23 protein-coding genes and 1 other RNA gene are annotated in these 24,242 nt (G+C 46.8%); 17 read left to right on the top strand and 7 right to left on the bottom strand.

Features of this window, described 5'->3' with window-relative positions; genetic code table 11:
• Positions 1–26: 26 nt before the first annotated feature.
• The 3 genes from degS to zapG form a co-directional block, all read right to left on the bottom strand.
• Positions 27–1,094, bottom strand: a complete 1,068-nt coding sequence (degS, locus tag GXP65_RS06455; RefSeq protein ID WP_005528745.1) for an outer membrane-stress sensor serine endopeptidase DegS — start codon at positions 1,092–1,094, stop codon at positions 27–29.
• A 204-nt stretch (positions 1,095–1,298) separates the two neighbouring features.
• Positions 1,299–2,666, bottom strand: coding sequence for a Do family serine endopeptidase (locus tag GXP65_RS06450; protein WP_005528743.1), 1,368 nt, complete (start codon positions 2,664–2,666; stop codon positions 1,299–1,301).
• A 206-nt stretch (positions 2,667–2,872) separates the two neighbouring features.
• Positions 2,873–3,316 carry a Z-ring associated protein ZapG gene (zapG, locus tag GXP65_RS06445; protein ID WP_005528741.1) on the bottom strand — a complete coding sequence of 148 codons (444 nt, stop codon included), beginning with the start codon at positions 3,314–3,316 and terminating at the stop codon, positions 2,873–2,875.
• Between the two features lie 197 nt (positions 3,317–3,513).
• On the opposite strand from zapG, the gene zapE reads away from it, so the two are divergent.
• From zapE to sspB, 8 genes are all read left to right on the top strand, one after another.
• A complete protein-coding gene (zapE, locus tag GXP65_RS06440; protein ID WP_038890835.1) occupies positions 3,514–4,617 on the top strand; it encodes a cell division protein ZapE in 1,104 nt (367 codons plus the stop codon).
• A gap of 253 nt (positions 4,618–4,870) precedes the next feature.
• A complete protein-coding gene (rplM, locus tag GXP65_RS06435; RefSeq protein WP_005372872.1) occupies positions 4,871–5,299 on the top strand; it encodes a 50S ribosomal protein L13 in 429 nt (142 codons plus the stop codon).
• A 15-nt stretch (positions 5,300–5,314) separates the two neighbouring features.
• Positions 5,315–5,707, top strand: a complete 393-nt coding sequence (gene rpsI, locus GXP65_RS06430) for a 30S ribosomal protein S9 (RefSeq protein WP_005436094.1) — start codon at positions 5,315–5,317, stop codon at positions 5,705–5,707.
• A 548-nt stretch (positions 5,708–6,255) separates the two neighbouring features.
• A complete protein-coding gene (gene petA, locus GXP65_RS06425) occupies positions 6,256–6,846 on the top strand; it encodes a ubiquinol-cytochrome c reductase iron-sulfur subunit (RefSeq protein ID WP_005436095.1) in 591 nt (196 codons plus the stop codon).
• A complete protein-coding gene (locus tag GXP65_RS06420; RefSeq protein ID WP_005436097.1) occupies positions 6,846–8,111 on the top strand; it encodes a cytochrome bc complex cytochrome b subunit in 1,266 nt (421 codons plus the stop codon). The genes petA and GXP65_RS06420 overlap by 1 nt, the downstream gene beginning before the upstream one ends.
• Positions 8,108–8,845, top strand: a complete 738-nt coding sequence (locus GXP65_RS06415; RefSeq protein ID WP_005436103.1) for a cytochrome c1 — start codon at positions 8,108–8,110, stop codon at positions 8,843–8,845. Before GXP65_RS06420 ends, GXP65_RS06415 begins: the two co-directional genes overlap by 4 nt.
• A 96-nt stretch (positions 8,846–8,941) precedes the next feature.
• A complete protein-coding gene (sspA, locus tag GXP65_RS06410) occupies positions 8,942–9,577 on the top strand; it encodes a stringent starvation protein SspA (protein WP_005428584.1) in 636 nt (211 codons plus the stop codon).
• A gap of 19 nt (positions 9,578–9,596) precedes the next feature.
• On the top strand, positions 9,597–10,076 hold the full coding sequence (gene sspB / locus GXP65_RS06405; RefSeq protein WP_005528731.1) for a ClpXP protease specificity-enhancing factor: 480 nt from the start codon (positions 9,597–9,599) through the stop codon (positions 10,074–10,076).
• A gap of 104 nt (positions 10,077–10,180) precedes the next feature.
• On the opposite strand, the gene GXP65_RS06400 is transcribed toward sspB, so the two are convergent.
• From GXP65_RS06400 to GXP65_RS06385, 4 genes are read right to left on the bottom strand one after another with little or no spacing between them, the layout of a single operon-like run.
• The gene (locus GXP65_RS06400; protein WP_162092325.1) at positions 10,181–10,840 is read right to left on the bottom strand and encodes a BON domain-containing protein; all 660 of its coding nucleotides are present in this window, start codon (positions 10,838–10,840) and stop codon (positions 10,181–10,183) included.
• 21 nt (positions 10,841–10,861) lie between these two features.
• On the bottom strand, positions 10,862–11,452 hold the full coding sequence (locus GXP65_RS06395; protein WP_005428581.1) for a phosphoheptose isomerase: 591 nt from the start codon (positions 11,450–11,452) through the stop codon (positions 10,862–10,864).
• Between the two features lie 3 nt (positions 11,453–11,455).
• Complete coding sequence (locus tag GXP65_RS06390; protein ID WP_050917887.1) at positions 11,456–11,824, bottom strand: YraN family protein; 369 nt, start codon at positions 11,822–11,824, stop codon at positions 11,456–11,458.
• Positions 11,811–13,622, bottom strand: coding sequence for a penicillin-binding protein activator (locus GXP65_RS06385; protein WP_081234261.1), 1,812 nt, complete (start codon positions 13,620–13,622; stop codon positions 11,811–11,813). Before GXP65_RS06385 ends, GXP65_RS06390 begins: the two co-directional genes overlap by 14 nt.
• Before the next feature lie 68 nt (positions 13,623–13,690).
• Between GXP65_RS06385 and rsmI the strand changes: the two genes are divergently transcribed.
• From rsmI to murD, 9 genes are all read left to right on the top strand, one after another.
• The gene (gene rsmI, locus GXP65_RS06380; protein ID WP_162092324.1) at positions 13,691–14,554 is read left to right on the top strand and encodes a 16S rRNA (cytidine(1402)-2'-O)-methyltransferase; all 864 of its coding nucleotides are present in this window, start codon (positions 13,691–13,693) and stop codon (positions 14,552–14,554) included.
• A gap of 666 nt (positions 14,555–15,220) precedes the next feature.
• Positions 15,221–15,649, top strand: an RNA gene (rnpB, locus tag GXP65_RS06375) — RNase P RNA component class A.
• Between the two features lie 176 nt (positions 15,650–15,825).
• Positions 15,826–16,776 (top strand): 16S rRNA (cytosine(1402)-N(4))-methyltransferase RsmH, encoded by a 951-nt coding sequence (gene rsmH, locus GXP65_RS06370; protein WP_005528721.1) that lies wholly within the window; start codon positions 15,826–15,828, stop codon positions 16,774–16,776.
• 5 nt (positions 16,777–16,781) lie between these two features.
• Entirely contained in the window at positions 16,782–17,099 is a 318-nt protein-coding gene (gene ftsL, locus GXP65_RS06365) for a cell division protein FtsL (RefSeq protein WP_005428577.1), read from the top strand.
• On the top strand, positions 17,096–18,901 hold the full coding sequence (locus GXP65_RS06360; protein WP_038888951.1) for a penicillin-binding transpeptidase domain-containing protein: 1,806 nt from the start codon (positions 17,096–17,098) through the stop codon (positions 18,899–18,901). The genes ftsL and GXP65_RS06360 overlap by 4 nt, the downstream gene beginning before the upstream one ends.
• Before the next feature lie 60 nt (positions 18,902–18,961).
• Positions 18,962–20,443 carry a UDP-N-acetylmuramoyl-L-alanyl-D-glutamate--2,6-diaminopimelate ligase gene (gene murE / locus GXP65_RS06355; RefSeq protein WP_162092323.1) on the top strand — a complete coding sequence of 494 codons (1,482 nt, stop codon included), beginning with the start codon at positions 18,962–18,964 and terminating at the stop codon, positions 20,441–20,443.
• On the top strand, positions 20,440–21,804 hold the full coding sequence (gene murF / locus GXP65_RS06350) for a UDP-N-acetylmuramoyl-tripeptide--D-alanyl-D-alanine ligase (protein WP_162092322.1): 1,365 nt from the start codon (positions 20,440–20,442) through the stop codon (positions 21,802–21,804). The genes murE and murF overlap by 4 nt, the downstream gene beginning before the upstream one ends.
• On the top strand, positions 21,804–22,886 hold the full coding sequence (gene mraY, locus GXP65_RS06345; protein WP_005428568.1) for a phospho-N-acetylmuramoyl-pentapeptide-transferase: 1,083 nt from the start codon (positions 21,804–21,806) through the stop codon (positions 22,884–22,886). Before murF ends, mraY begins: the two co-directional genes overlap by 1 nt.
• Before the next feature lie 39 nt (positions 22,887–22,925).
• Positions 22,926–24,239 (top strand): UDP-N-acetylmuramoyl-L-alanine--D-glutamate ligase, encoded by a 1,314-nt coding sequence (gene murD, locus GXP65_RS06340; protein WP_162092321.1) that lies wholly within the window; start codon positions 22,926–22,928, stop codon positions 24,237–24,239.
• Positions 24,240–24,242: the final 3 nt, after the last annotated feature.

The raw sequence follows: 24,242 nt of genomic DNA, 5'->3' as shown, positions 1-24,242 counted from the left end.
AATCCCAGCCAATGGCTGGGATTTTTTTATGCTTCTTGTTTGTCTTCGGCGATGGTGACTTTTAAGTTCATTTCTTTACCCTTGCGGATAATGCCAACATCGACGGAGGTGCCCGGACGTAGGTCAGTGACGATGTCCATCACGCTTTGCCTTCCTTGAACTTTCGTACCGTTAATACTGATGATGATGTCTTGTTTCTCAAAACCAGCATCACTCGCAGGACCATTCGGGTCAATGCCTAACACAACGATGCCACCAATGTGTTCGTTACCTAATAAGCGAGCAGTTACTGCATTAATATCTTGGCCATCAATGCCAATATAGCCTCGGATTACGCGGCCATCAGCAATGATCTTCTGCATGATCTTGTTTGCCAGAGGGGCTGGGATAGCAAAAGAAATACCGTAGGTCTCAAGATCGGTTGCTTGCTGAAAAGAAGCGGTGTTGATACCAACCAATTCACCTTGCGTGTTGACCAAAGCCCCACCGGAGTTACCTTCGTTGATTGCTGCATCGGTTTGGATAAAGGCTTGACGACCGTCACTGATAGACGAACGACCAGTTGCGGAGATAATTCCGAAGGTGGTGGTTTGACCTAAGTTGTACGGGTTGCCAATTGCTAGGACGACATCACCAACTCGAGGTTTGTATTCTGGATTTAGTGGGATAACAGGAAGGTTAGAACCTTCGACACGTAGGATCGCAATGTCCGTACGCTTATCAGTACCAACCAATTGAGCTGCAGCGACGCGGCCATCTTGTAGCGCAACCACGATTTGGTCAGCTTGAGCCACTACGTGGTAGTTAGTAATGATGTAGCCTTTTTCGCTAACAATAACGCCAGAGCCCAAGCCTTGAGTTGAAAGCTTGCTGCGGTCATTTTCCACATACTTACGGCTGTAGATATTCACTACCGCGGGCGCTGCCTTTCTTACCGCTTGGTTAAAAGACACCTCGAGTGACGCGATGTTGCTTGGTTGTGGATCAACAAGCGCGGTTGGGATGACATTGCTGCGCAAAGATGGAACGGCGAGTAATACAATGACGGCAGTTGCTAAGCCTAAAAAGACAGAACGTAACAAAAAGCTAAGCATAACCTCTCCATGATTGAGCGCCCAATTGGCATAGAAAACTGAAGGATAGCATTACATTTAAAAATAACAAAAGGGCAAGACGTGATCGTCCTGCCCTTTTAAAAAACCATGACATAAGCAAAGCATTCGAGTGTCATCACGAATTAAATGACGGACGCCATTCCTTCGCTTCTATTTGTGTGATTGGTTTATCACTTAGCCTAGTTAACGGATCACCAAGTAAACCGTGCGGTCACCACGTTGAACATTGATTGCCAGCACACCTTTGTGCTTTTCAACAATCGCACGCAGTTCTGCTAGGTTCTTCACGCGTTTACGGTTCACACCAATAATGATGTCATCTTGTGCTAGCTGGTATTGAGCTGCAGGAGAGTTCTCCGCAACGCTAGTGACCTTCACACCTTGGATCTTGTCACTTGGCGTGGTGTTACTTAGCTCTGCACCTTTTAGGCCTTCATGCAGTGTTTCCGCTTTCGCTTTCACATTCGTTGATTCACCTAACGTTACATCGAAAGATTTTTGCTTACCATCGCGGATCACTCCAAGTGTGATTTTTTTACCAGCACCAAGCGTTGCGACTTTTGCACGAAGCTCAGAGAAGGTATCAATCGCTTTACCGTTCACAGAAACAATCACGTCACCTGCTTTCAGGCCTGCTTTATCTGCCGCGCTGTCGGGTACCACTTGGCTGACGAAAGCGCCTTTACTTGACTCATAACCCAGTGCTTCAGCAAGCTCTGAGGTCACTTCGCCCCCTTGAACACCGAGCATGCCGCGTTTCACTTCACCAAACTCTAAGATCTGATCGGTTAAGTTCTTCATCATGTTGGACGGAATTGCAAAACCAATACCCACGTTACCGCCATTTGGACCAAGAATTGCCGTGTTGATGCCGATCAGTTCACCGTTGAGGTTAACCAAAGCGCCGCCTGAGTTACCGCTGTTAATTGCGGCATCGGTCTGGATGAAGTTTTCAAAGTTCTCGACGTTCAAGCCGCTTCGACCAAGTGCCGATACAATACCGGATGTGACCGTTTGGCCTAAACCAAATGGGTTACCGATCGCCACAGTAAAGTCACCGACACGAAGAGAGTCTGAATCAGCGACTTTAATTTGTGTTAGGTCTTTGGCTTTTTCGAGTTTAAGCAGCGCGATATCTGACATCTCATCGCCACCGACTAATTCAGCGTCATACTCACGACCATCGTACAAGCGGACACGAATTTCATCCGCGCCTTTAATCACGTGGTAGTTTGTGACGATTTGGCCTTTTTTCGCATCAATGATGACACCAGAACCTAAACCTCTAAATGGGCGCTCTCGGGTCTGCTCTGTTGGGAATTCAGGGCCAAAGAAGAACTGAAACTGCTCCGGGATACGGCTGGTTTGCACTTGTTTCCCTTCCACCGCAATGCTCACAACTGCAGGGGTGACTTTTTCGAGCATAGGGGCAAGACTAGGTAACTGCTCCCCATCCACACTAAGTGGAAGTGCCGCGGTTGCGGTAACTGGGGTGATGATTGAACCCAAGCTTAAAGAAAGAACGGTTAACGCAAGCAATGGCTTTTTCATCCAATAACTCCTCTTGAAAAACAGGTCTGCCAAAAAGAAACATCCTAACCATTAATTATGTATGTATTAATTAGGACAATCGAAACGGGGTGGCAGGTCACTGAAAGTTAGAGATGAGTTGCTTAAGAAAAGTTCAAAAAGGGTCAATACAAATTGATAAGAAATGCGTATGTATTGACCCAGTTAGGTAGGAAAGGGGGGGGGGATTAAGACGCTTTAGCCGTGACAGCTTCTGGTGCGTCGATGATTTCTTTTTCCTGATCCTTCAAAAGACCGGTTGCGCCGTTGGCATAGTCTTTCGGTTGTTCGCTGACGTCTGATTGGTCTTCTTCGATTGATTCAGTCGACATTGCTGTCTTCTTATCAAACGGATTATCTTGCTCAGGCAAGTTGGGTAGAAGTTCTGAAGACGTTTTCGCCATATGTTGGTATAGCTTAGTGTAATCTTTACCTAAGGTATCCAACATTTCTGCAGTTTGTGCAAAGTGATCGACGAGCTCTTGACGTTGTTGCTCTAGTTCAAACTTGGCTGCTTCGAGTTCTTTTTGCACAGACTTTTGTTTTTTGTATTCGGGGGTGGTTAGTCGACTAATGACTACGCCAACGATTGTACCGACCAGCAAACCCACAATGGCATAAATCCAAGGCATAACTGCTCCTTATAGTTGTTTTAACAAGTCTTTTACTACTTAGTTACACGCGGTGCTTGTCCATGTTACTATGGCTTGAACAGCCGATAAAGAAAAATAGCGGTATGTTTTCGGGGACTGATATCCACTTCTCTCTATTCTCAAAGCTGTCCCCGAGGTGACAAATTTTCTCTGTACCTCTGATACGACTCAATGCCATGACACCATTACAACGATACCAACAAGACATAGCAGAGCATGGATTCCAGCGTGATGAAGCCCAATATAACGCTGTCGTTGCTTTAGATAAACTCTACCATGCGATTGCAGAATTTCAGTCTGCACCTATTCCACAGCTTAGCACTTGGCAGAAACTTCTCGGTAAAAAGCCAGAAATGCCAGAGCCGCCAAAAGGGTTATATTTTTGGGGCGGAGTAGGGCGAGGTAAAACCTATTTAATGGATGCGTTTTTTGATGCTTTGCCGACGGAAAGAAAGATGCGAGTGCATTTTCACCGTTTTATGTATCGTGTGCACGATGAGCTCAAACGCCTTGGAGAAGTGGAAAATCCGCTCTCGAAAGTCGCTGATTTATTCAAAAAAGAGGCGGATATTGTCTGTTTCGACGAGTTCTTTGTCTCGGATATTACCGATGCGATGATCTTGGCGACTTTGCTACAAGAGATGTTTAAGCGCCAAATGATTTTGGTCGCAACCTCGAACATTGAGCCAGAAAACCTGTACCGTAATGGCTTGCAACGAGCCCGTTTTTTACCTGCGATAAATATGATCGTTCAGCGCTGTGATGTGCTCAATGTCGACAGTGGGGTGGATTACCGTTTACGCACTCTACAACAAGCGGAAATCTACCATTACCCGCTGGATGAACAGGCCTCCGTCAACCTTAATAAGTATTACCACCAACTGATTGGTGAAAGAAAAGTTGCAGCAAACAGCATTGAAATTAACCATCGCGAAGTGGCGGTGATTGAAGCTAGTGATGGCGTGCTACATGCTTCTTTTGAGCAACTATGCCAAACGCCCCGTAGTCAGAATGACTATATTGAATTATCTCGTATCTACCACACGGTATTGCTGGCAGACGTAAAGCAGATGGATCGTAAGATAGATGATGCCGCGCGACGCTTTATTGCGTTGGTGGACGAGTTCTACGAGCGTAACGTCAAACTGATTATTTCTGCAGAAGTGGCGATGGAATCCCTTTATACGCAAGGGCAGTTGGAATTTGAGTTTAAACGTTGTCTGTCTCGATTGACCGAGATGCAAAGCCACGAATACCTCGCTAGAGAGCATCTGGCGTAAAAATCAGCAACTCATCTTAAAAAAGTGAAGAAAAAATTCGTGATTTAACGCAAAAAAAGGTGATTTTTTCTTCGCTCTTCTCTATAATCCTGCGACCCACCGTTACTGCAGACCTGATTATCGAAGTTATTTCGACATAGAAGGTCGAGAGAACCAACGACTCGAAGGGGTGATGACTGGGCTCTTAGACAGTGTGGGAGCACTATTGGGTGTTCCTTAAAGTTTAAATTTTAATTAACGGGTTATTATTAGCATGAAAACTTTCGTTGCTAAACCAGAAACTGTAAAACGCGACTGGTACGTTGTAGACGCAGAGGGTAAAACTCTTGGTCGTCTAGCAAGTGAAATTGCATCTCGCCTACGTGGCAAACACAAAGCTGAATACACTCCTCACGTTGACACTGGTGATTACATCATCGTTATCAACGCTGAGAAAGTTGCTGTAACTGGTAACAAAGCTAAGAACAAAGTGTACTACCGTCACTCTGAATTCCCAGGTGGTCTAAAATCTATCACTTTTGAAAAGCTGATCGATCGTAAACCTGAGATGGCTCTTGAGCTTGCAGTTAAAGGCATGCTTCCACGTGGTCCTCTAGGCCGTGCTATGTACCGTAAGCTTAAAGTTTACGCGGGCGCTGAGCACAACCATGTTGCTCAACAACCACAAGTACTAGACATCTAATTGGGGATTTCGAAAATGGCAGAGAATCAATACTACGGCACTGGCCGTCGCAAAAGCTCAGCTGCGCGTGTTTTCATCAAACCAGGCAGCGGCAACATCGTAATCAACAAGCGTAGCCTTGATGAGTACTTCGGTCGTCCAACTTCTCGCATGGTTGTTAAACAACCTCTTGAGCTAGTTGAACTAACTGAGAAGCTAGACCTATACGTTACTGTTAAAGGTGGCGGTATTTCTGGTCAAGCAGGTGCTATCCGTCACGGTATCACTCGCGCTCTTATGGAATACGATGAGTCTCTACGTCCTACTCTACGTGCAGCTGGTTACGTTACTCGTGACGCTCGTTGCGTTGAACGTAAGAAAGTTGGTCTACGTAAAGCACGTCGTCGTCCACAGTTCTCTAAGCGTTAATTTCCTCTTATCGGAAATTATGCTGGTCCAGAGTTACTCTGGATACTGTGTACCAAAGCTCGGCTATATGCCGAGCTTTTTGTTTTTCTAAAGCTTGAAAAAGTCCGTTTTTCTTCTCGAGTTTGCTTTCACTTTCTTACTTAATATCCTCGCAACATTTGATCGCTTTATCTGCATGTTTTCTGGTTTTCTTCGTGCTACAAAACTGAGATAACAAAAGTGGAGAGTACCTTCACATTCTTGAAAGATCTTTCTACGTAATTGACTGAAAACAGCCGGAATACAAGGCTTTTTATCCTATTTCTAGCCATTCTTCGTTTCGCTTTCTTGTTACAAATCACATCTATTTTTTATAATTTTGCCGCTTTTGTGACGGCGTGAGCGATTTGCCTCACAATTGTTACAAAAAGGTAGCTTTATCTTGTCAAAAAGTAGGGTTTTCTTTATCATTTCCCCCCAATAAATAGAACTAAATTCATTATTTGTTAGCCATGCTCTTATAAGCGGAATAATAACGATCCAAAGGGAGCAAATGGGAGAATGTTTGGATGAGCAACGCGCCTTTAAATAACGGTCGCAGGCGTTTTCTAACCGCTACAACGGCAGTTGTTGGTGGATTAGGGGCAGCTGCCGTCGCCGTGCCTTTTATCAAATCATGGAATCCGAGTGCCAAAGCAAAAGCTGCGGGTGCACCGGTGGAAGTGGATATCAGTAAAATCGAAGCCGGTCAGATGGTTCGTGTTGAGTGGCAAGGTAAGCCTGTATGGGTTGTACGTCGCACTCAAGAAGTGGTGGATAACCTAAAGAACATCGACGGACAGCTTCGTGACCCACAATCGGAAATGGAACAACAGCCAGTTTATGCTCAGAACGCGCATCGTTCGATCAAACCTGAGTATTTCGTGGCAGTTGGCTTCTGTACTCACTTAGGTTGTTCACCAACCTATCTACCTGACACCTTCTCAGAGCAAGTACAAGGCGTTAAGTCTGGCTTCTTCTGCCCATGTCACGGCTCTAAGTTTGATATGGCTGGTCGAGTGTTCCAGGGGGTTCCTGCACCTCTGAACCTTGTGGTTCCTAAGCACATGTACTTGAGTGATACGAAGCTCATGATCGGTGTTGATGAGGGAGACGCATAATGCAAGCACTACTAGACTGGGTTGAAAAACGAATTCCCGCGATGAATGCTTACAAAAAGCATTTGTCTGAATACCCAATGCCTAAGAACTTCAACTTTTGGTACCTTTTCGGTTCTCTGGCAATGTTGGTACTGGTTAACCAAATCCTAACGGGTATTTGGCTAACGATGAACTACGTTCCTTCTGGTGATGGCGCGTTTGCTTCTATCGAATACATCATGCGTGACGTTGATTACGGTTGGTTGCTGCGCTACATGCACTCAACTGGCGCGTCAGCGTTTTTCGTCGTTGTTTACCTGCATATGTTCCGCGGTCTGATCTACGGTTCATACCAAAAGCCTCGCGAGCTACTTTGGATCTTCGGTATGTTGATCTTCTTGGTTCTGATGGCAGAAGCATTTATGGGCTACCTACTACCATGGGGCCAGATGTCCTACTGGGGTGCTCAGGTAATCATTTCTCTGTTTGGTGCGATTCCTGTTATTGGCGACGACCTAACGCTTTGGATCCGTGGTGACTACATCATCTCTGGTGCAACGTTGAACCGTTTCTTCGCACTACACGTTATTGCATTGCCTATCGTGCTACTTCTTCTTGTCGTGCTACACGTATTGGCGCTGCACGAAGTTGGTTCTAACAACCCAGATGGTATCGAGACTAAGCTACCAAAAGGTTCGATGGGCGACGATTACGAAACGCAATTCAAGTTCCACGATTACTACACGAAGAAATACGACATCATCGACTCTATTCCTTTCCACCCTTACGGTACGGTTAAGGACTTGGTTGGTGTCGCTGGCTTCTTGTTCTTCTTCTGTTACGTGCTGTTCTTTAACCCAGAGATGGGTGGATACTTCCTTGAGCCGCCTAACTTTGAAGCTGCAAACCCGCTGAAGACACCTGAGCACATCGCTCCTGTATGGTACTTCACGCCGTTCTATGCAATCTTGCGTGCGGTTCCAGACAAGCTATTGGGTGTAATCCTAATGGGTGCGTCAATCGCAGTACTGTTTGTTCTACCTTGGTTGGACCGTTGTAAAGTACGTTCATACCGTTACCGTAGCAAACTTCACCTGTTGAATATTGTTCAGTTCACTATCGCCTTTATCGCTCTGGGTATTTTGGGTGCACTGCCGGCAACGCCGCTGTACACAATTCTGTCTCAGATCTTTAGCTTGTGTTACTTCATGTTCTTTGTACTGCTGTTCTTCTACAGCAAAAATGAAGCAACCAAACCATTACCAGAGAGGGTGACATTCAAATGAAGAAGTGGATTGTAATTCTATTTGCTATGTTGCCATCTCTAGCGATGGCAGCGGGTGCCAACGTACCGCTAGACAAAGCGAACGTGGACCTATCGGATAAAGCTTCGCTGCAAAACGGCGCGAAGCTATTCATGAACTACTGTTTTGCTTGTCACTCAACGCAATACCAGCGTTACGAGCGAGTAGCGACAGACTTGGATATTCCTGCAGACTTAATGAAGGAAAATCTGATTTTTGACCCTGAAGCGAAAATCGGTGACCTAATGGTGAACGCGATGCCTGCGAAGCAAGCGGGCGATTGGTTTGGTGCTCCGCCACCGGATCTAACACTGGTTGCTCGAGTTCGTGGTGCAGATTGGCTGTACACTTACCTGCGCTCTTTCTATGTTGACCCATCTCGCCCATTCGGCGTGAACAACATTGTTTTCCCAAGTGTTGGTATGCCACACGTTCTTGAAGAGCTTCAAGGCATCCCGACGCCAGTTTACGGCACAAAAGTTGTGGACGGTGAAGAAGTACAAGTGGTTGTTGGTACTGAAACTAACGGTACGGGTGAGCTAAGCTCCGGCGAATACGACAAAGCCGTTGGTGACCTAGTGAACTTCCTAGTCTACTCAGGTGACCCAGTTCAACTTGAACGTCATGCGCTTGGTTGGTGGGTAATGGGCTTCCTAGTTCTATTAACTATCGTTGTCGTGATGCTCAAGAAAGAGTATTGGCGTGATGTGCATTAATTGTGCTATCATACCGTGCTAATTCCCAATTTTAATTGATGGATAATGGAGGCTTAGCCTCCATTATTTTTATTTGTAAGTGTACTGGAGGGCTCCATGGCTGTAGCTGCCAATAAACGTTCTGTGATGACTCTTTTCTCAAGTGCATCAGATTTGTATAGCCATCAGGTTCGCATCGTACTAGCTGAAAAAGGCGTAAGTGTTGAAGTTGAGCTTGTTGATGAAGCTAACCTTCCTGCTGAGCTTGTTGAATTAAACCCATACAAATCAGTGCCAACTCTTGTTGACCGTGAGCTAGCTCTTTACGATTCAAAAATCATCATGGAGTACCTGGACGAGCGTTTCCCTCATCCACCTCTAATGCCTGTTTACCCAGTTGCTCGTGGTAACAGCCGTCTGATGATGTACCGTATTGAACGCAACTGGTACTCACTCGCTGAAAAAGTTGTTAAGGGTAACGCTGAAGAATCAGAAAAAGCACGTACTAAACTACGTAATGATCTTCTGACTCTTGCACCAATCTTTGCTGAGTACGAGTACTTCATGAGCGAAGAGTTCAGCCTAATCGATTGTTACCTAGCTCCACTATTGTGGCGTCTGCCTCAACTAGGTATCGAGCTTGTAGGCCCTGGTTCAAAAGAGATCAAAGTTTACATGAACCGCGTATTTGAACGTGATTCATTCCTTGCATCTCTAACTGAAGCTGAACGTGAAATGCGCCTAGTTCGCTAAGCGGCTCAGATAACACGTTATGGATATTGCAAAAATGACTGCTCGCCGCCCGTACATGCTTCGCGCATTTTACGATTGGCTAGTAGACAACGACTTAACTCCGCACTTGGTTGTAGATGCAACTATGCCAGGTGTGCGTGTACCAGTTGAGTTTATTCAAGATGGTCAAATCATTCTGAATATTGCTCCACGTGCTGTTGGTCAACTTGAGTTGGGTAATGATGCGATTACCTTCCATGCCCGTTTCAGTGGTCGCCCACATTCAGTGATCGTGCCTGTGTACGCTGTACAAGCGATTTACGCACGTGAGAATGGCGCAGGCACCATGTTTGAACCGGAAGAAGCGTACACTCACATTGAAGAAGAAGGCATTGTTGAAGAAGAACAATCGCCGACTTTCACTACAGTGAGTGACGAATCAGAAAGCGTGGACTCGGAGTCTGAAGAGGAAGAAGCGCCTCGTCCGAAAGGCAGACCAAGCTTACGAGTTATCAAATAAAAAAAAGCAGCGTGAATACGCTGCTTTTTTCTTACCTATTTTTTCGATTCAAGCAATGAAACGGTTAGCCACTGAAGTTGTTGCCGTCACCTGATGCCAATGGCTTAGTTTGCTTGTCCATCTATTTCTTTCACAGTGACTTCTTCTGCCACTGCCGTCTCAGAGTTCGCTGCTTCTGGCTCTTCTACTTCTAACGGTTTTTCATCGCCATACTGGAAGCCCTTGACGACCTGCTTCACGCCAGAAATATTACGTGCAACCTCCGTTGCTCTCTCGCTTTGTTCTGGTGTTACGTAACCAAATAGGAACACGTCGCTGTCTTCGGTGATGACTTTCACTTTCACACCGTTGAGCTCACTGTCCGTCAGCAGCGCAGACTTCACTTTGGTGGTGATCCAACTGTCGTTGCTGATTTGTGTGACGCTGAGAGGCTCTTTCTGTTTGATTTGGTTGTGAATGTTCTTCACACCTTTCACTTCACGGGCTTTGTTTTCAAACTCGTTAATCAAGTCTTGAGTAGGAGCTTGGCCCATTAGGACTACGGTGCCATTGTATGAGCTAGCCACGACGCGGGCTTTTCCTTTAAAAGGTGCTTTATTCCCGATCGCTGCGACTTCGAATTCAATGTTGTTGTCTTGCCAAATTTCTTTGGTGGTACGGGTATCCGTGACGATATTAGCCGTAGTGGCTGCACCTGCAATAAACAAACCTGCACAGCCGCTCATGCTGAGCGCGGCACATAAAATGACAAGACTACGTATCATAATTCTAAACTCTCAATTCAGTTATTCTTCGTGAGCTGGGAAAAGTACTTGGTCGATTAGATCACACAGGCAGTGAAGTGTCACCATGTGTACTTCGTGAATGCGCGCTGTGCGATGGGATGGGATTCGAATTTCAACATCATTCTCGCCAAGTAGGCCGGCCATCTCACCGCCATCCTTACCTGTTAGAGCAATGATGGTCATGTCACGTGTTACCGCTGCTTCCATTGCTTTGGTGACGTTCTTGCTGTTACCGCTGGTCGAAATTGCCAGAAGGATGTCGCCAGGTTGGCCAAATGCGCGTACTTGCTTAGAGAAGATCTCTTGGTAGTGGTAATCGTTCGCTACCGCAGTTAATGTTGTATTGTCTGCTGTCAAAGCCATTGCTGGAAGGCTAGGGCGTTCAGTTTCGAATCGGTTCAAAAGGCAAGAGACAAACTGTTGCGAGTTCGAGGCACTGCCACCGTTGCCACAGCATAGGATTTTATTACCATTGAGTAGGCTCGACACCATTGCTTGAGCGGCGTGAGTGATAGCATCTGGCAGCGCTTCTGCTGCCGCAATTTGAATTTGAATACTTTCTGTAAAACTGTCTTTAATGCTGTCTAGCATCGTTTATCCTTCAGAGATTGCATTTTGTATCCAGTTAATGTCTCGACCATTGTCGTGAATGGCGACCACATCAAACCGATAATCGATATTGTACGCCGAGCGTTTTTGCTGGCTTAGCCAAATTTGGGCTGTTTTGACTAGTTTACGCTTTTTTGCGCGGGTGACCATTTCTGCTGCTGAGCCAAAGCTATCATTCTTACGATATTTGACCTCAACAAAGACGATAGTTTCACCTTGTTGGAAGATTAAATCAATTTCGCCGACTTTAGTCAGAAAATTTTGATCTAAAAAGCGCAAACCCTGGCGCTGCAAATACTGCTTCGCCAGGGTTTCATATTGGTTGCCGATTTGTCTCTTACTAAAGAGCCCCACGCTCAGCCCAGTCTAGCTCACGTTCTACAACACAGTTGTTGTCGATGCTAAGCACGCCCGTTTGACCGCTTACCGAGTAACCCGGCAGAAGCTTCATTTGTGGCAATTCGCCAATCAGTTTGTACGCGTCCATACCCAGCGCTTCCAAGCGTTTTTCCATGTTAGATTGATCTGCCCATAGCTCATTCATCTCTGCTTCGATGGTTGGATCTGGATTGATCAGCATTGGAATGTCACTGTAAGCCACGCCTGATAGATCTTCGTATGTTGCACCACCGCTGTTACTGCGTGAGTTTGAGAACAACTTAGGTGGTTTAGCGTCTGGGTTAATCGCCACTTCAATAAATGGCTTGATAAGCGTAAGTTCAGAGCTGCGAGCAACAATATAAACCGCATCCACATCACGACGGCTGCGTGGTGGGCTCTCTAATGAGATGCGCAGCAGAGATTGCATTTGTGCGATACGCTGTTGGCTCTCTTGTAGGCCAAATACGTTGTTAATGTTCTTCTGAAGCTGACGCTTGTCACCAAAATAGCTTGAAGCCACTTTGTTTGAGCTGTACTTACGCCATTCTTCATTAAACGCTTCAACCACGCGCTGACCGTAAGCGCCATTCGGTGCCAAGATCATTGGGAATTGGTAGCCTTGCTTGAACAAGTACTTCGCCGCTTGCGCCACTTCTTGCTCTGGCGACAGTGCTAAGTAACACATGTCCGTACCCGGTTGAACGTCTTCGGGAATGTTCAATGCAAGAGCTGGAATTTTTACGCCAGTTTCAGAACCATCCAAGGTCGCTTGTAGTTTCTCTACGTTTTCTTTTTGCAGAGGACCCACAACAAAGTCGATGTTCTCGTTGATCAGGCGTTGCTTGATTTGATCCGCACTGTAAGCGTGGGTATCAATGACTGTTAAGGTTGCGCTTGGCTCGCGCATGTCATCGTTCATCATCGCAAAAATGAAGCCATCACGGATCAACTGAGCTTGCGGAGCAAACTTACCTGTTAGAGGCAACAGTAGCGCCGTGTTGTTTGGCTTAACGATTTCTAACGACAAGATGTTTTGGATTTCAGCGGGTGTGTAAACGGCTGCTGGGTGTGAAGGGTTTTCACTTAGCCAGCGCTCAAGGGTGTTTTTCAGCTGAGGAATATTACTTGAAAGCGTCTTTGCATAAATAGCTAGCTGTAACCAGCCATCAAGCACATCTTCGTTTGGTTCGGTTTGCAGTGATGTCAGCTCGCTCTCGGAGTAGCTGCCAAAGTTCATCCAAATACGGCTAGAGATTTCACGTTGCTCGGCAGACGAAGCATATTGACCTTGTGCGACTAGCTGGCGGTTTGCTTCGAATGGTTGGTTCAAGCTTTGGTAAGCATCCGCACGCAGCTCGTAATAGTCTTTCCACTGTTCGCTCGGTAGTTTCCACCAAGGTTTAAAGTTCAGTGTTTGTAGCAATTGAGAGTAATTGCCTTGCTTTTGCTGTATGGTCGCACGAGCTAATTGCCACTCGGCTTGTTGAACTTCGGTCAATTGTTGACGAGAAAGACGTTTGATCAGCAGCTCAGCTTGATCCAATTCGTTTGCTTGGATGGCTGCTTTGGTTGCCATGATCAACCAGTCGTTTTGCAAGCTGCCTTCGGTGCTATCCGCTTGAATCATGTAGTTCTGAACAGACTGTGTCGGCTCAAGTGTAATGTCTACGCTGTCTGGTTGTCGCGGGCCTGAAGAACAGGCTGCGAGCGTAATTGCCAGTGCAACAGGAGTGAGTAAGCGTGGTACACTGAGTCTCTTATGGTTCATCATTGCCGTGAGTTCTCTATAATTTTGTACAAAATTGTCTCTATATTAATCGTTGAAGTGATGGTAAACAAATGACAGATAAAAATAAGTTGCCGAATGAGGGGCCAACTCTCTACATCGTACCGACTCCAATCGGAAATTTAGCGGATATCACACAACGTGCTATCGAAGTTCTGTCGAATGTGGACATCATTGCCGCTGAGGATACTCGACATACGGGCAAATTACTGTCTCACTTCAATATTCAAACCAAAACTTTCGCGCTACACGATCATAATGAGCAGCAAAAGGCGCAAGTTTTAGTTGAAAAGCTACTATCAGGTCAGTCAATTGCGTTGGTCTCTGACGCTGGTACGCCGCTAATAAGCGATCCAGGATACCACTTGGTAACAAAATGTCGTCAAGCGGGCGTAAGAGTTGTGCCTCTTCCTGGTGCGTGTGCGGTCATCACAGCGTTAAGTGCATCGGGCTTACCTTCTGATCGCTTCAGTTTCGAAGGCTTTCTACCACCGAAAAGCAAAGGCCGTAAAGATAAGTTCTTGGAAATTGCGTCAGTGGAACGCACTTGTATCTTCTATGAATCACCGCATCGCATTTTAGACTCTCTACAAGATATGTTAGACGTTCTTGGTCCAGAACGAGAAGTTGTCTTGGCGCGAGAGCTAACCAAAACCTTTGAAACCATTCAGGGAATGCCGTTAGGCGAACTGATTGAGTGGGTAAAAAGCGATGATAACCAACAGCGCGGTGAGATGGTTCTGCTTATCCACGGCCACCGTGACTCCACAGACGACACTCTGCCAGACGAAGCAACCCGTACTTTGGGTATTCTGACTAAAGAGCTTCCATTGAAGAAAGCTGCGGCACTTGCTGCAGAAATCTACAGCCTAAAGAAAAATGCACTGTACAAGTGGGGCTTGGAGAATCTGGGCTAGAAGTTTGCAGAGCGCTGACGCTTCGGGAACGCTTCGCTTCGAGATGCGGGAATCGAGAAGTGCGGCTTGGTCGTTTCCTGCAAGAGCCGTTAGCTTTTAGATTTATCTAGATAAGATAGAGAAGGGAGTCGTTAACGCTACTCCCTTTTAGTTTCTGCGTGCTGGCGCTTCGGGAACGCTTCGCTTCGAGATGCGAGAATTGAGAAGTGCACTTTAGTCGTTACGTGCAAGAGACGTTAGCTTTTAGATTTATCTAGATAAGATTGAGAAGGGAGTTGTTAACGCGACTCCCTTTTTGTTTGCGAGCGCTTCGCTTTGAAAGGCGGAAACCGGGAAGTGCGCTTTAGTCGTTTCGTGCAAGAGTTGTTAGTTTTGAGGTTTACATAGATAAGGCTAAGAAAGTGCGTTGCTAATACAGGCGTCCGTTCGTTTTTCAACTTTACTTTCAAAACTATCCCTCGGAGCATCATGTTCCCGATTCCCGATTCCCGATTCCCGATTCCCGATTCCCGATTCCGAGTTCTTTCTCTCGGAGCGAAGCGTTCTCGCCTCCCGAAACGAAGTGCCTCTATGTATCGCTGTCTTTTTGACCACTTAACCAACCGTTTTCAGCATTTCTGTGATCTCACTAGACTCTGGGGGGATAACTCTATACAATCCGCCCTCGGAGCTGACTGGGTAGTCGCTGCTTTGTTGATGTCCTTCGGGAGACTGACGTCGAAGTCCCTTTGGGAGACTGACGTTGACGTCCTTCGGGAGACTGACAAAGGGGAGGAAAGTCCGGGCTTCATAGAGCAAGGTGCCAGGTAACGCCTGGGGGGCGCAAGCCTACGACAAGTGCAGCAGAGAGAAGACCGCCGATGGCCCTAGGGCACAGGTAAGGGTGAAAGGGTGCGGTAAGAGCGCACCGGACGACTAGTAATAGTTCGTAGCAGGGTAAACTCCACCTGAAGCAAGACCAAATAGGCCTCCACATTGCGTTGCTCGCGTAAGGAGGCGGGTAGGTTGCTCGAGCCAGTGAGTGATTGCTGGCCTAGACGAATGGCTACCGCCGCGCAAGCGGAACAGAACCCGGCTTATGTGTCGGCTCCACCTATTCGAGACCCATCTCTACTTCGGTAGTGATGGGTTTTTTGCATTTAATTGACGCAAACTATGTCATTACCAATAAACTTGGCGCTGAATCACGTCTAACTTTAGACTTGAGGTGGCGATGATGTGGGAAATCAGTACACTAAAGAATCGCTTCAAGATCATTCAACGAGACAGCTATGACCGAAACATTTCAACATATCTCCGTGTTATTAAATGAATCCATTGATGGCTTGGCTATCAAACCCGATGGTATCTATATCGATGGAACATTTGGCCGTGGCGGTCACAGCCGAACTATCTTGTCGAAACTGGGTGAAAATGGTCGACTGTATAGCATCGACCGAGACCCACAAGCCATCGCAGAAGCCGCTAAAATCGATGACCCGCGCTTCACTATCATTCATGGTCCGTTCTCAGGTATGGCGAAATACGCAGAAGAGTATGGCCTAGTTGGTAAAGTTGACGGTGTATTGCTAGACCTAGGCGTGTCGTCTCCGCAGCTTGATGACGCTGAACGCGGCTTTAGTTTTATGAAAGACGGCCCATTAGACATGCGTATGGACCCAACATCGGGTATTCCTGTGTCTCAATGGCTGATGGAAGCCGACCTTGATGACATTACTTGGGTTATTCGTGAGTTTGGTGAAGACAAACACGCCCGCCGCATTGCCAAAGCGATCGTAGCTTACCGCGAAGATGAAGAAAACGAGCCAATGGTTCGTACTGGTCAGTTAGCAAAATTGATCTCAGATGCGGCACCAAAGAGCTTTAAAGAGAAAAAACACCCAGCGACTCGCGCTTTTCAGGCTTTTCGCATTTACATCAACAGTGAATTAGAAGAAATTGATACGGCACTAAAAGGTGCGGCAAGTATTTTGGCTCCTGAAGGCCGTTTGTCTGTGATCAGTTTCCACTCATTGGAAGATCGCATGGTGAAACGTTTCATCCGTAAAGAGAGCAAAGGCCCAGAAGTGCCACACGGTATTCCGATGACGGAAGAACAAATCCGTGCGCTTGGTAGTGCGAACATGAAGCCGATTGGTAAAGCGAACAAGCCAACGAAACAAGAAATTGACATGAACCCGCGCTCTCGAAGCTCAGTGCTAAGAATTGCAGAAAAGCTTTAATTATTATGACGAAAACCACTCCTAACCTTGCTAAGTTGATTGCGACGGACTTAATTACCGTCGGTCGCTGGTCGTTGTTGCTGATGATTTTGATTTTCGCAACGGCAATGGGAGTGGTGTTTGCCACCCACCATGCGCGTCAGGCGATCACTGAAAAAGATCATACATTGGTTGAGCGAGAGCGATTGGATAGCGAATGGCGCAACCTAATGTTGGAAGAAACAGCCCTCGCGGAACACAGTCGCGTTCAAGACTTGGCAAAGAAGGACCTTGAAATGAAACGACCAGATGGCGATAAAGAAGTGGTTATCACGCTAAAATGATTGGAAAGAAAGCCAAATCTAAACAAGGAAATACGCGCAAGTCTGCTGCGAAAGAAAAAAAAGTAGCTGCTACAAAGCCGCAACCTACCAAAGAAACGAAACAAGCAGAAGTGGTTGAAGAGCCAGAATCGTTTTTGATTCGTTGGCGTTTTCAGTTACTGCTGTTTTTTGTCTTCTGTGCCTTCGCTCTTCTCGTTGGGCGAGTGGCCTATATTCAAGTTATAGAGCCTGACAACCTGATCAAACAAGGTGACCTTCGCTCTGTCCGTGTTAAAGCCATTCCTTCGGCGCGCGGTATTATCTCCGATCGCAATGGCGAACCGCTTGCGGTGAGTGTTCCTGTTGAAGCCGTGTGGGCTGATCCTAAAACTATCTTCAAAGAAGGCGCTCTGCAGCAAACGAAGAGTTGGTATGCACTTGCAGACGTACTTGGCTTAGATCGCCAAGGCCTGATCAACAAAATTAAGAAAAACGAAAAGCGCCGCTTTATCTATCTACAACGCCAAGTTAGCCCGGCAATGGCGAACTACATTCGTGAGCTCAAACTACCTGGTGTCGGTTTGAAGTCGGAATCTCGCCGCTACTATCCTGCTGGTGAGGTTAGTGCTCACTTAGTCGGTGTAACTGGCATTGATGGCCACGGCCTAGAAGGTGTGGAACGAAGCTATGACGAGTGGTTAACTGGTGCTGCAGGCAAGAAAACCATCCGTAAAGACCGTTATGGTCGCGTGGTAGAGAACATTGCTCTTGAAGAGAAGCAAGAAGGTAAACCGCTACAGCTGACGATCGACCAACGCATTCAAGCCGTCGCTTATCGAGCGATCAAGCAAGCCGTAGCGGATCACCGTGCAACATCTGGATCCGTTGTTATCCTAGACGTTAAAACGGGTGCGGTACTGGCGATGGTCAACGCACCTTCTTACAACCCAAACAACCGCAGTGATTGGCAAAGTTACAAAATGCGTAACCGCGTGATTACTGACTCACTAGAGCCGGGCTCAACCATTAAGCCATTCGTTGTTTTGGCCGCCTTAGAAAACGGGGTGGCGGATAAAGACACGATCGTTGATACGGGTAATGGCATTCTGCAGCTTGGTGGTAGCCGTGTTCGTGATGCGCCAAAAGTCGGCAAAGCAACCCTAACTACGATTCTAAAGAAATCGAGTAACATCGGTGTGACCAAGCTGGCGATGCGAATGCCTGTTGAGGCGCTACTTGGTTTGTACAGTTCGGTTGGCCTTGGTGAATTATCCGGTCTTAACTTGGTTGGTGAAGTGGTGGGTATCTTCCCAAGCCGCTCTCGCTGGTCTCCAATTGAGCGCGCAACCATCTCGTTTGGTTATGGTTTATCGGTTACCCCAATCCAGCTAGCGCATGCCTATGCGACGCTAGGTAACTTGGGTAAATATGAGCCGATCCATATTATCGAAAGTAACGATAATGACATGGCACGCCAAGTTGTGAGCAAAGAGAACGCTCGTCTCGTCTTAGATATGCTTGAAACGGTAACGCAGAAAGGCGGTTCTGCTCGTCGTGCGGCGGTTCCAGGTTACCGAGTCGGCGCAAAAACTGGTACTGCGCGAAAGGCAAGCGCAGGTGGTTATAGTGATGAGTACATCAACTACACGGCTGGTGTTGCGCCAGTGAGTGACCCACGTTTAGCGCTCGTGGTTGTGGTTAATGAACCACAAGGTGATGATTACTACGGTGGTTCGGTAGCTTCACCTGTTTTCTCTGAAATCATGAAAGGCGCGCTGCAAATTCTGAACGTTGCCCCTGACGAAAATAAATTCCAACAGTAGGCTTATAAGCGTACTGAGAAACAAAATGAAGAAAGCTGAGCTAATGCTCGGAGAATAAATATGACTAAAGCCATCAGTATGGACACGCTGCTTTCCACCTGGGTCGATTGCCCGAGTTTGTCGTCCATTCTTGTTTCTGAATTGGAACTCGACAGTCGACGAGTTCAATCTGGAACAACCTTTGTAGCTATTATTGGCCATGTTGTGGATGGGCGTAAATTTATCCCAACCGCAATTCAGCAAGGTGCGAATGCGGTGATTGCTCAAGCTTGTGAGCAAAAAGCGCATGGCACGATTGAGATTGTTGATGATGTTCCAGTGATTTACCTTGATGCGCTGGATAAGTGCCTATCTGAAATTGCAGGTCACTTGTATACCTACCCAACGATGGATTTGATTGGTGTCACTGGCACCAACGGCAAAACCACCATCACTCAACTGATTGCTCAATGGATTGATTTGGTTGGTTCAAAAGCAGCGGTCATGGGTACCACAGGGAATGGCTTTCTAGATAATCTACAAGAAGCTGCGAATACCACAGGCAACGCCGTTGAAATCCCAAAAACACTGTCTTCGCTCGCTGAGCAAAAAGCGCAATACACAGCGCTTGAAGTGTCTTCTCATGGTTTGATTCAAGGTCGCGTTAAAGCGCTGTCTTTTGCTGCTGGCGTGTTTACTAACCTGAGTCGTGATCATCTCGATTACCATGGCACGATGGAAGAATACGCCAACGCTAAGTTAACCCTGTTTACTGAACATCAATGTGGTCACGCTGTTATCAATGTCGATGATGTTGTGGGCGCAGCGTGGGCGAAGCAGTTGAACAACGCGCTTGCCGTGTCACTCAAACCAACAACAGAATTTTCTCAAAGCGTATATGCAAACCACATCGCTTATGCTGAATCTGGTATCACGATTGAGTTTGATGGCAAGTTTGGTGAAGGTACTTTGCATGCACCACTTATCGGTGAGTTCAATGCCGCGAACCTCATGTTGGCATTCACAACGTTACTTAGTCTCGGCTTTAGCAAGCAAGATTTGCTGGCGACGGCAGGCCAATTACAGCCCGTCCTTGGTCGTATGGAACTGTTCCAAGCTGACGGCAATGCCAAAGTAGTGGTGGATTACGCTCACACGCCTGACGCGCTAGAAAAAGCGCTGCAAGCATTGCGTGTACATTGCCACGGTGAGCTTTGGGCTATCTTCGGCTGCGGTGGTGATCGCGATGCTGGTAAGCGCCCAATGATGGCGGAAATCGCTGAACGTTTGGGTGACAAAGTGGTACTTACCGATGACAACCCTCGTAGCGAAGATCCAGCGTTGATCATGAAAGACATGTTGGCTGGTTTAACCAAACCAGTTGAGGCGATTGTGCAACATGACCGCTTCAAAGCGCTGTCTTACGCACTTGAGCATGCTTCTTCGCAAGACATTATCCTTCTGGCCGGTAAAGGTCATGAGGACTACCAAATTCTAAATTCTGGAACCATCCATTACTCTGACCGCGAGTCAGCCATGACACTATTGGGGCTTTCATCATGATCACAGTAACGCTTTCTCAAATTGCCGACATTACTGGCGGTGAACTGGTTGGTAACGATCTTTCTATTGAATCTGTTTCGACCGACACTCGATCTATCGAACAAGGCGCTCTATTTGTTGCTTTGGTTGGAGAGCGTTTTGATGCTCACGACTTCTGCCAACAAGCAGCAGAGTCGGGCGCAGGCGCACTATTGGTACAAAAACGCGTTAATGTGAATGTGCCTCAAGTCGTTGTCGGCGATAGTAAGGTAGCATTGGGTCAAGTGGCAGCTTGGGTTCACCAAACATGCCAAACACCGACGGTCGCTATTACAGGTAGCTGTGGTAAAACCACGGTGAAAGAGATGGTTGCCAGTATTTTGCAGTTGAAAGGTAAAGTGCTGTTTACTGCGGGCAACTTCAACAACGACATTGGTGTGCCATTGACCTTGCTGCGTTCGCAACAAGACGATGACTACGCGGTGATCGAGTTGGGTGCGAACCACATTGGTGAAATTGAGTACACCACGAAATTGGTTAAGCCAGACATTGCCATGGTAAACAACGTGGCTGCTGCTCACCTTGAAGGTTTCGGGTCTATTGATGGCGTGAAACAAGCTAAAGGTGAAATCTATCAAGGGCTAGCGGCTGGCGGTATTGCGATCGTAAACCTAGATAGCAATGGCGGAGCGAAGTGGGATGAAGTATTAGCAGATAAGAATGTGATTACTTTTTCACAAAGTAACGCGGATGCTGACTTTTTTGCTTCCAACATCGTGATGAGCGCCGCAGGTGAGGCAAGCTTTGACTTACATATCGCTGCAACTTCACAAGAAATTGAACTGTCTCTGGGTATTATTGGTCAACACAACGTGCCTAACGCAATTGCCGCTTCTATCATTGCCTTGAAAATGGGGGCAACATTAGAAGAGATTCAAGCGGGGCTAAAACATCTTAATAAGGTGAAAGGTCGTGTTGAAGTGGAAGAGCTGAGCGATAAAATCAAGCTTATCGATGACAGCTACAACGCTAGTGTTCCTGCCATGAAGGCGGCGGTCGATTTACTGGCGGCATTCCAAGGTCAACGTTGGTTGATTTTAGGTAATATGGCGGAGTTGGGTGAGGAAAGTCTTGCACTTCACCGTCAAGTCGGGGAACATGCTGCCCCACAAAAATTTGAACATGTTCTCACGTATGGTGCGGATGCAAAGGTCATTAGCGAGCTTTGCGATGGCATCCATTTCGAGACACATCAAGAGATGATTGACTACATCAAGCAGCATCTAGACCAAGCGGTTCCTGAACACCACACGATATTGGTGAAAGGCGCGAACGGTGCACGTATGTTTGAAGTCGCTGCTGCTTTGAAGGAGTATTATTAATGATTATTTGGCTTGCCGAGCTGCTACAGCCATACCTATCTTTTTTCCGATTGTTTGAATACCTGTCTTTTCGAGCAATCCTCAGCGTTCTAACCGCTCTAGGTCTGTCTCTTTGGATGGGACCGATTATGATCAAGCGTCTACAGATGCTACAAATTGGTCAGGTTGTTCGTAACGAAGGTCCAGAATCCCACTTTAGCAAGCGTGGTACCCCAACAATGGGCGGTATCATGATTTTGGCTGCTATCTCTATCACTATCCTGTTATGGACTGACTTGTCGAACCCGTACGTTTGGGCGGTACTGACCGTTCTTCTTGGTTATGGTGCGATCGGTTTTGTCGATGACTATCGTAAGGTCGTGCGCAAGAACACTGACGGTCTGATTGCTCGTTGGAAATACTTCTGGCAATCATTAATTGCGTTTGTGGTGGCTTTTGCTCTGTACGCTTACGGCAAGGATACTGCAGCAACTCAGCTTGTGGTGCCATTTTTCAAAGACATCATGCCGCAACTTGGTTTGATGTACATTATCCTGACTTACTTTGTAATCGTGGGTACCAGTAACGCGGTAAACCTAACCGATGGTTTAGATGGTTTAGCTATCATGCCAACGGTTCTCGTTGCGGCTGGTTTTGCGGTGATCGCATGGGCGACGGGTAACGTTAACTTCTCTGAATACCTTCACATCCCTTACCTACCGCATGCTTCTGAATTGGTTGTGGTATGTACGGCAATTGTTGGTGCAGGTCTTGGTTTCTTGTGGTTTAACACTTACCCAGCACAAGTATTCATGGGCGATGTGGGTTCACTAGCACTTGGTGGTGCGCTTGGCACAATTGCAGTATTGGTTCGTCAAGAGTTGGTACTGGTGATCATGGGCGGTGTGTTTGTAATGGAAACGCTATCGGTAATTCTTCAGGTAGGTTCTTACAAACTGCGCGGCCAGCGTATTTTCCGCATGGCACCGATTCACCACCACTACGAATTAAAAGGTTGGCCGGAGCCTCGCGTAATCGTGCGCTTCTGGATTATTTCTATGGTTCTTGTTCTTATTGGTCTAGCGACACTGAAAGTGCGTTAATCGCACTTTCCAAGAACAAGACAAATTGCGTGATCAAATATGGAACGTTGGCAAAACATACATAAGGTCGTCGTTGTAGGGCTCGGTATTACCGGGCTCTCTGTCGTTAAACACCTAACAAAAACACAGCCGCAACTGACGGTTAAAGTCATCGATACACGTGCGACTCCTCCGGGAGCTGAGCGCTTACCAGAGCAAGTTGAACTGCACAGCGGTGGTTGGAATACTGAGTGGCTTGCAGAGGCCGACTTAGTGGTGACTAACCCGGGTATTGCCTTAGCGACACCAGAGATACAAGAGGTTCTTGCGAAAGGAACGCCAGTTGTTGGTGATATCGAACTCTTCGCGTGGGTAGTCGATAAGCCAGTTATTGCGATTACCGGTTCTAATGGTAAAAGCACAGTTACTGACTTAACGGGTGTAATGGCGAAGGCTGCAGGCTTAACAGTGGGTGTTGGTGGCAATATCGGTGTTCCTGCTCTCGATTTGCTAGAGCAAGATGCAGACTTGTATGTGCTTGAGTTGTCCAGTTTCCAGCTCGAAACCACTTCAAGTCTGAAGCTTAAAGCGGCGGCGTTTCTGAACCTTTCCGAAGATCACATGGATCGCTATGAGGGCATGTCGGACTACCGACAAGCTAAACTGCGCATTTTTGATAACGCGGAGCTGGCAGTAGTTAACCGTGATGATCAAGAAACCTTCCCTGATACTGAAACACCGTTGGTGACGTTCGGAAGTGATGAGCAAGCTTACGGCCTTGAAGCTGATGGTAACCGTACTTGGTTGCTTGATCATGGTCAGCGTGTGATTGCCAGTGATGAATTAAAGCTGGTTGGTAAGCACAATCTAGCTAACGCCCTTGTGGTACTTGCTCTGCTTAAAGCGGCGGATGTGGACTATCACAAATCATTGAATGCACTGAAAACTTACACGGGTTTGACACATCGATGCCAAGTGGTTGCGGATAATCGTGGCGTAAAATGGGTGAATGACTCTAAAGCGACCAATATTGCAAGCACTATGGCTGCACTCTCTGGATTAGAGTCGACAGGCAAGCTGTACTTGCTTGTTGGTGGTGTTGGCAAAGGCGCTGACTTCACTCCACTAAAACCGATCTTCGCAACACTGAACCTACAACTTTGCTGCTTTGGTGCAGATGGTGATGAATTTATGCCACTGCATGAATCAGCAACTCGTTTCGACACCATGGAAGATGTGATTCAACAGATATCTTCGCAGTTAAAAACGGGTGATATGGTGATGCTGTCTCCGGCATGTGCTAGCTTTGATCAATTCGACAACTTTATGGCAAGAGGTGACGCATTCGCAGCTCTTGCTAAGAAATATGCATAATTA

It is taken from the genome of Vibrio sp. LB10LO1 (assembly GCF_010092875.1).
In the GTDB taxonomy this organism is placed as follows: domain Bacteria; phylum Pseudomonadota; class Gammaproteobacteria; order Enterobacterales; family Vibrionaceae; genus Vibrio; species Vibrio campbellii.
Note: the sequence above shows the minus strand (reverse complement) of the source record. Positions and strands in the feature narration are given on the sequence as shown.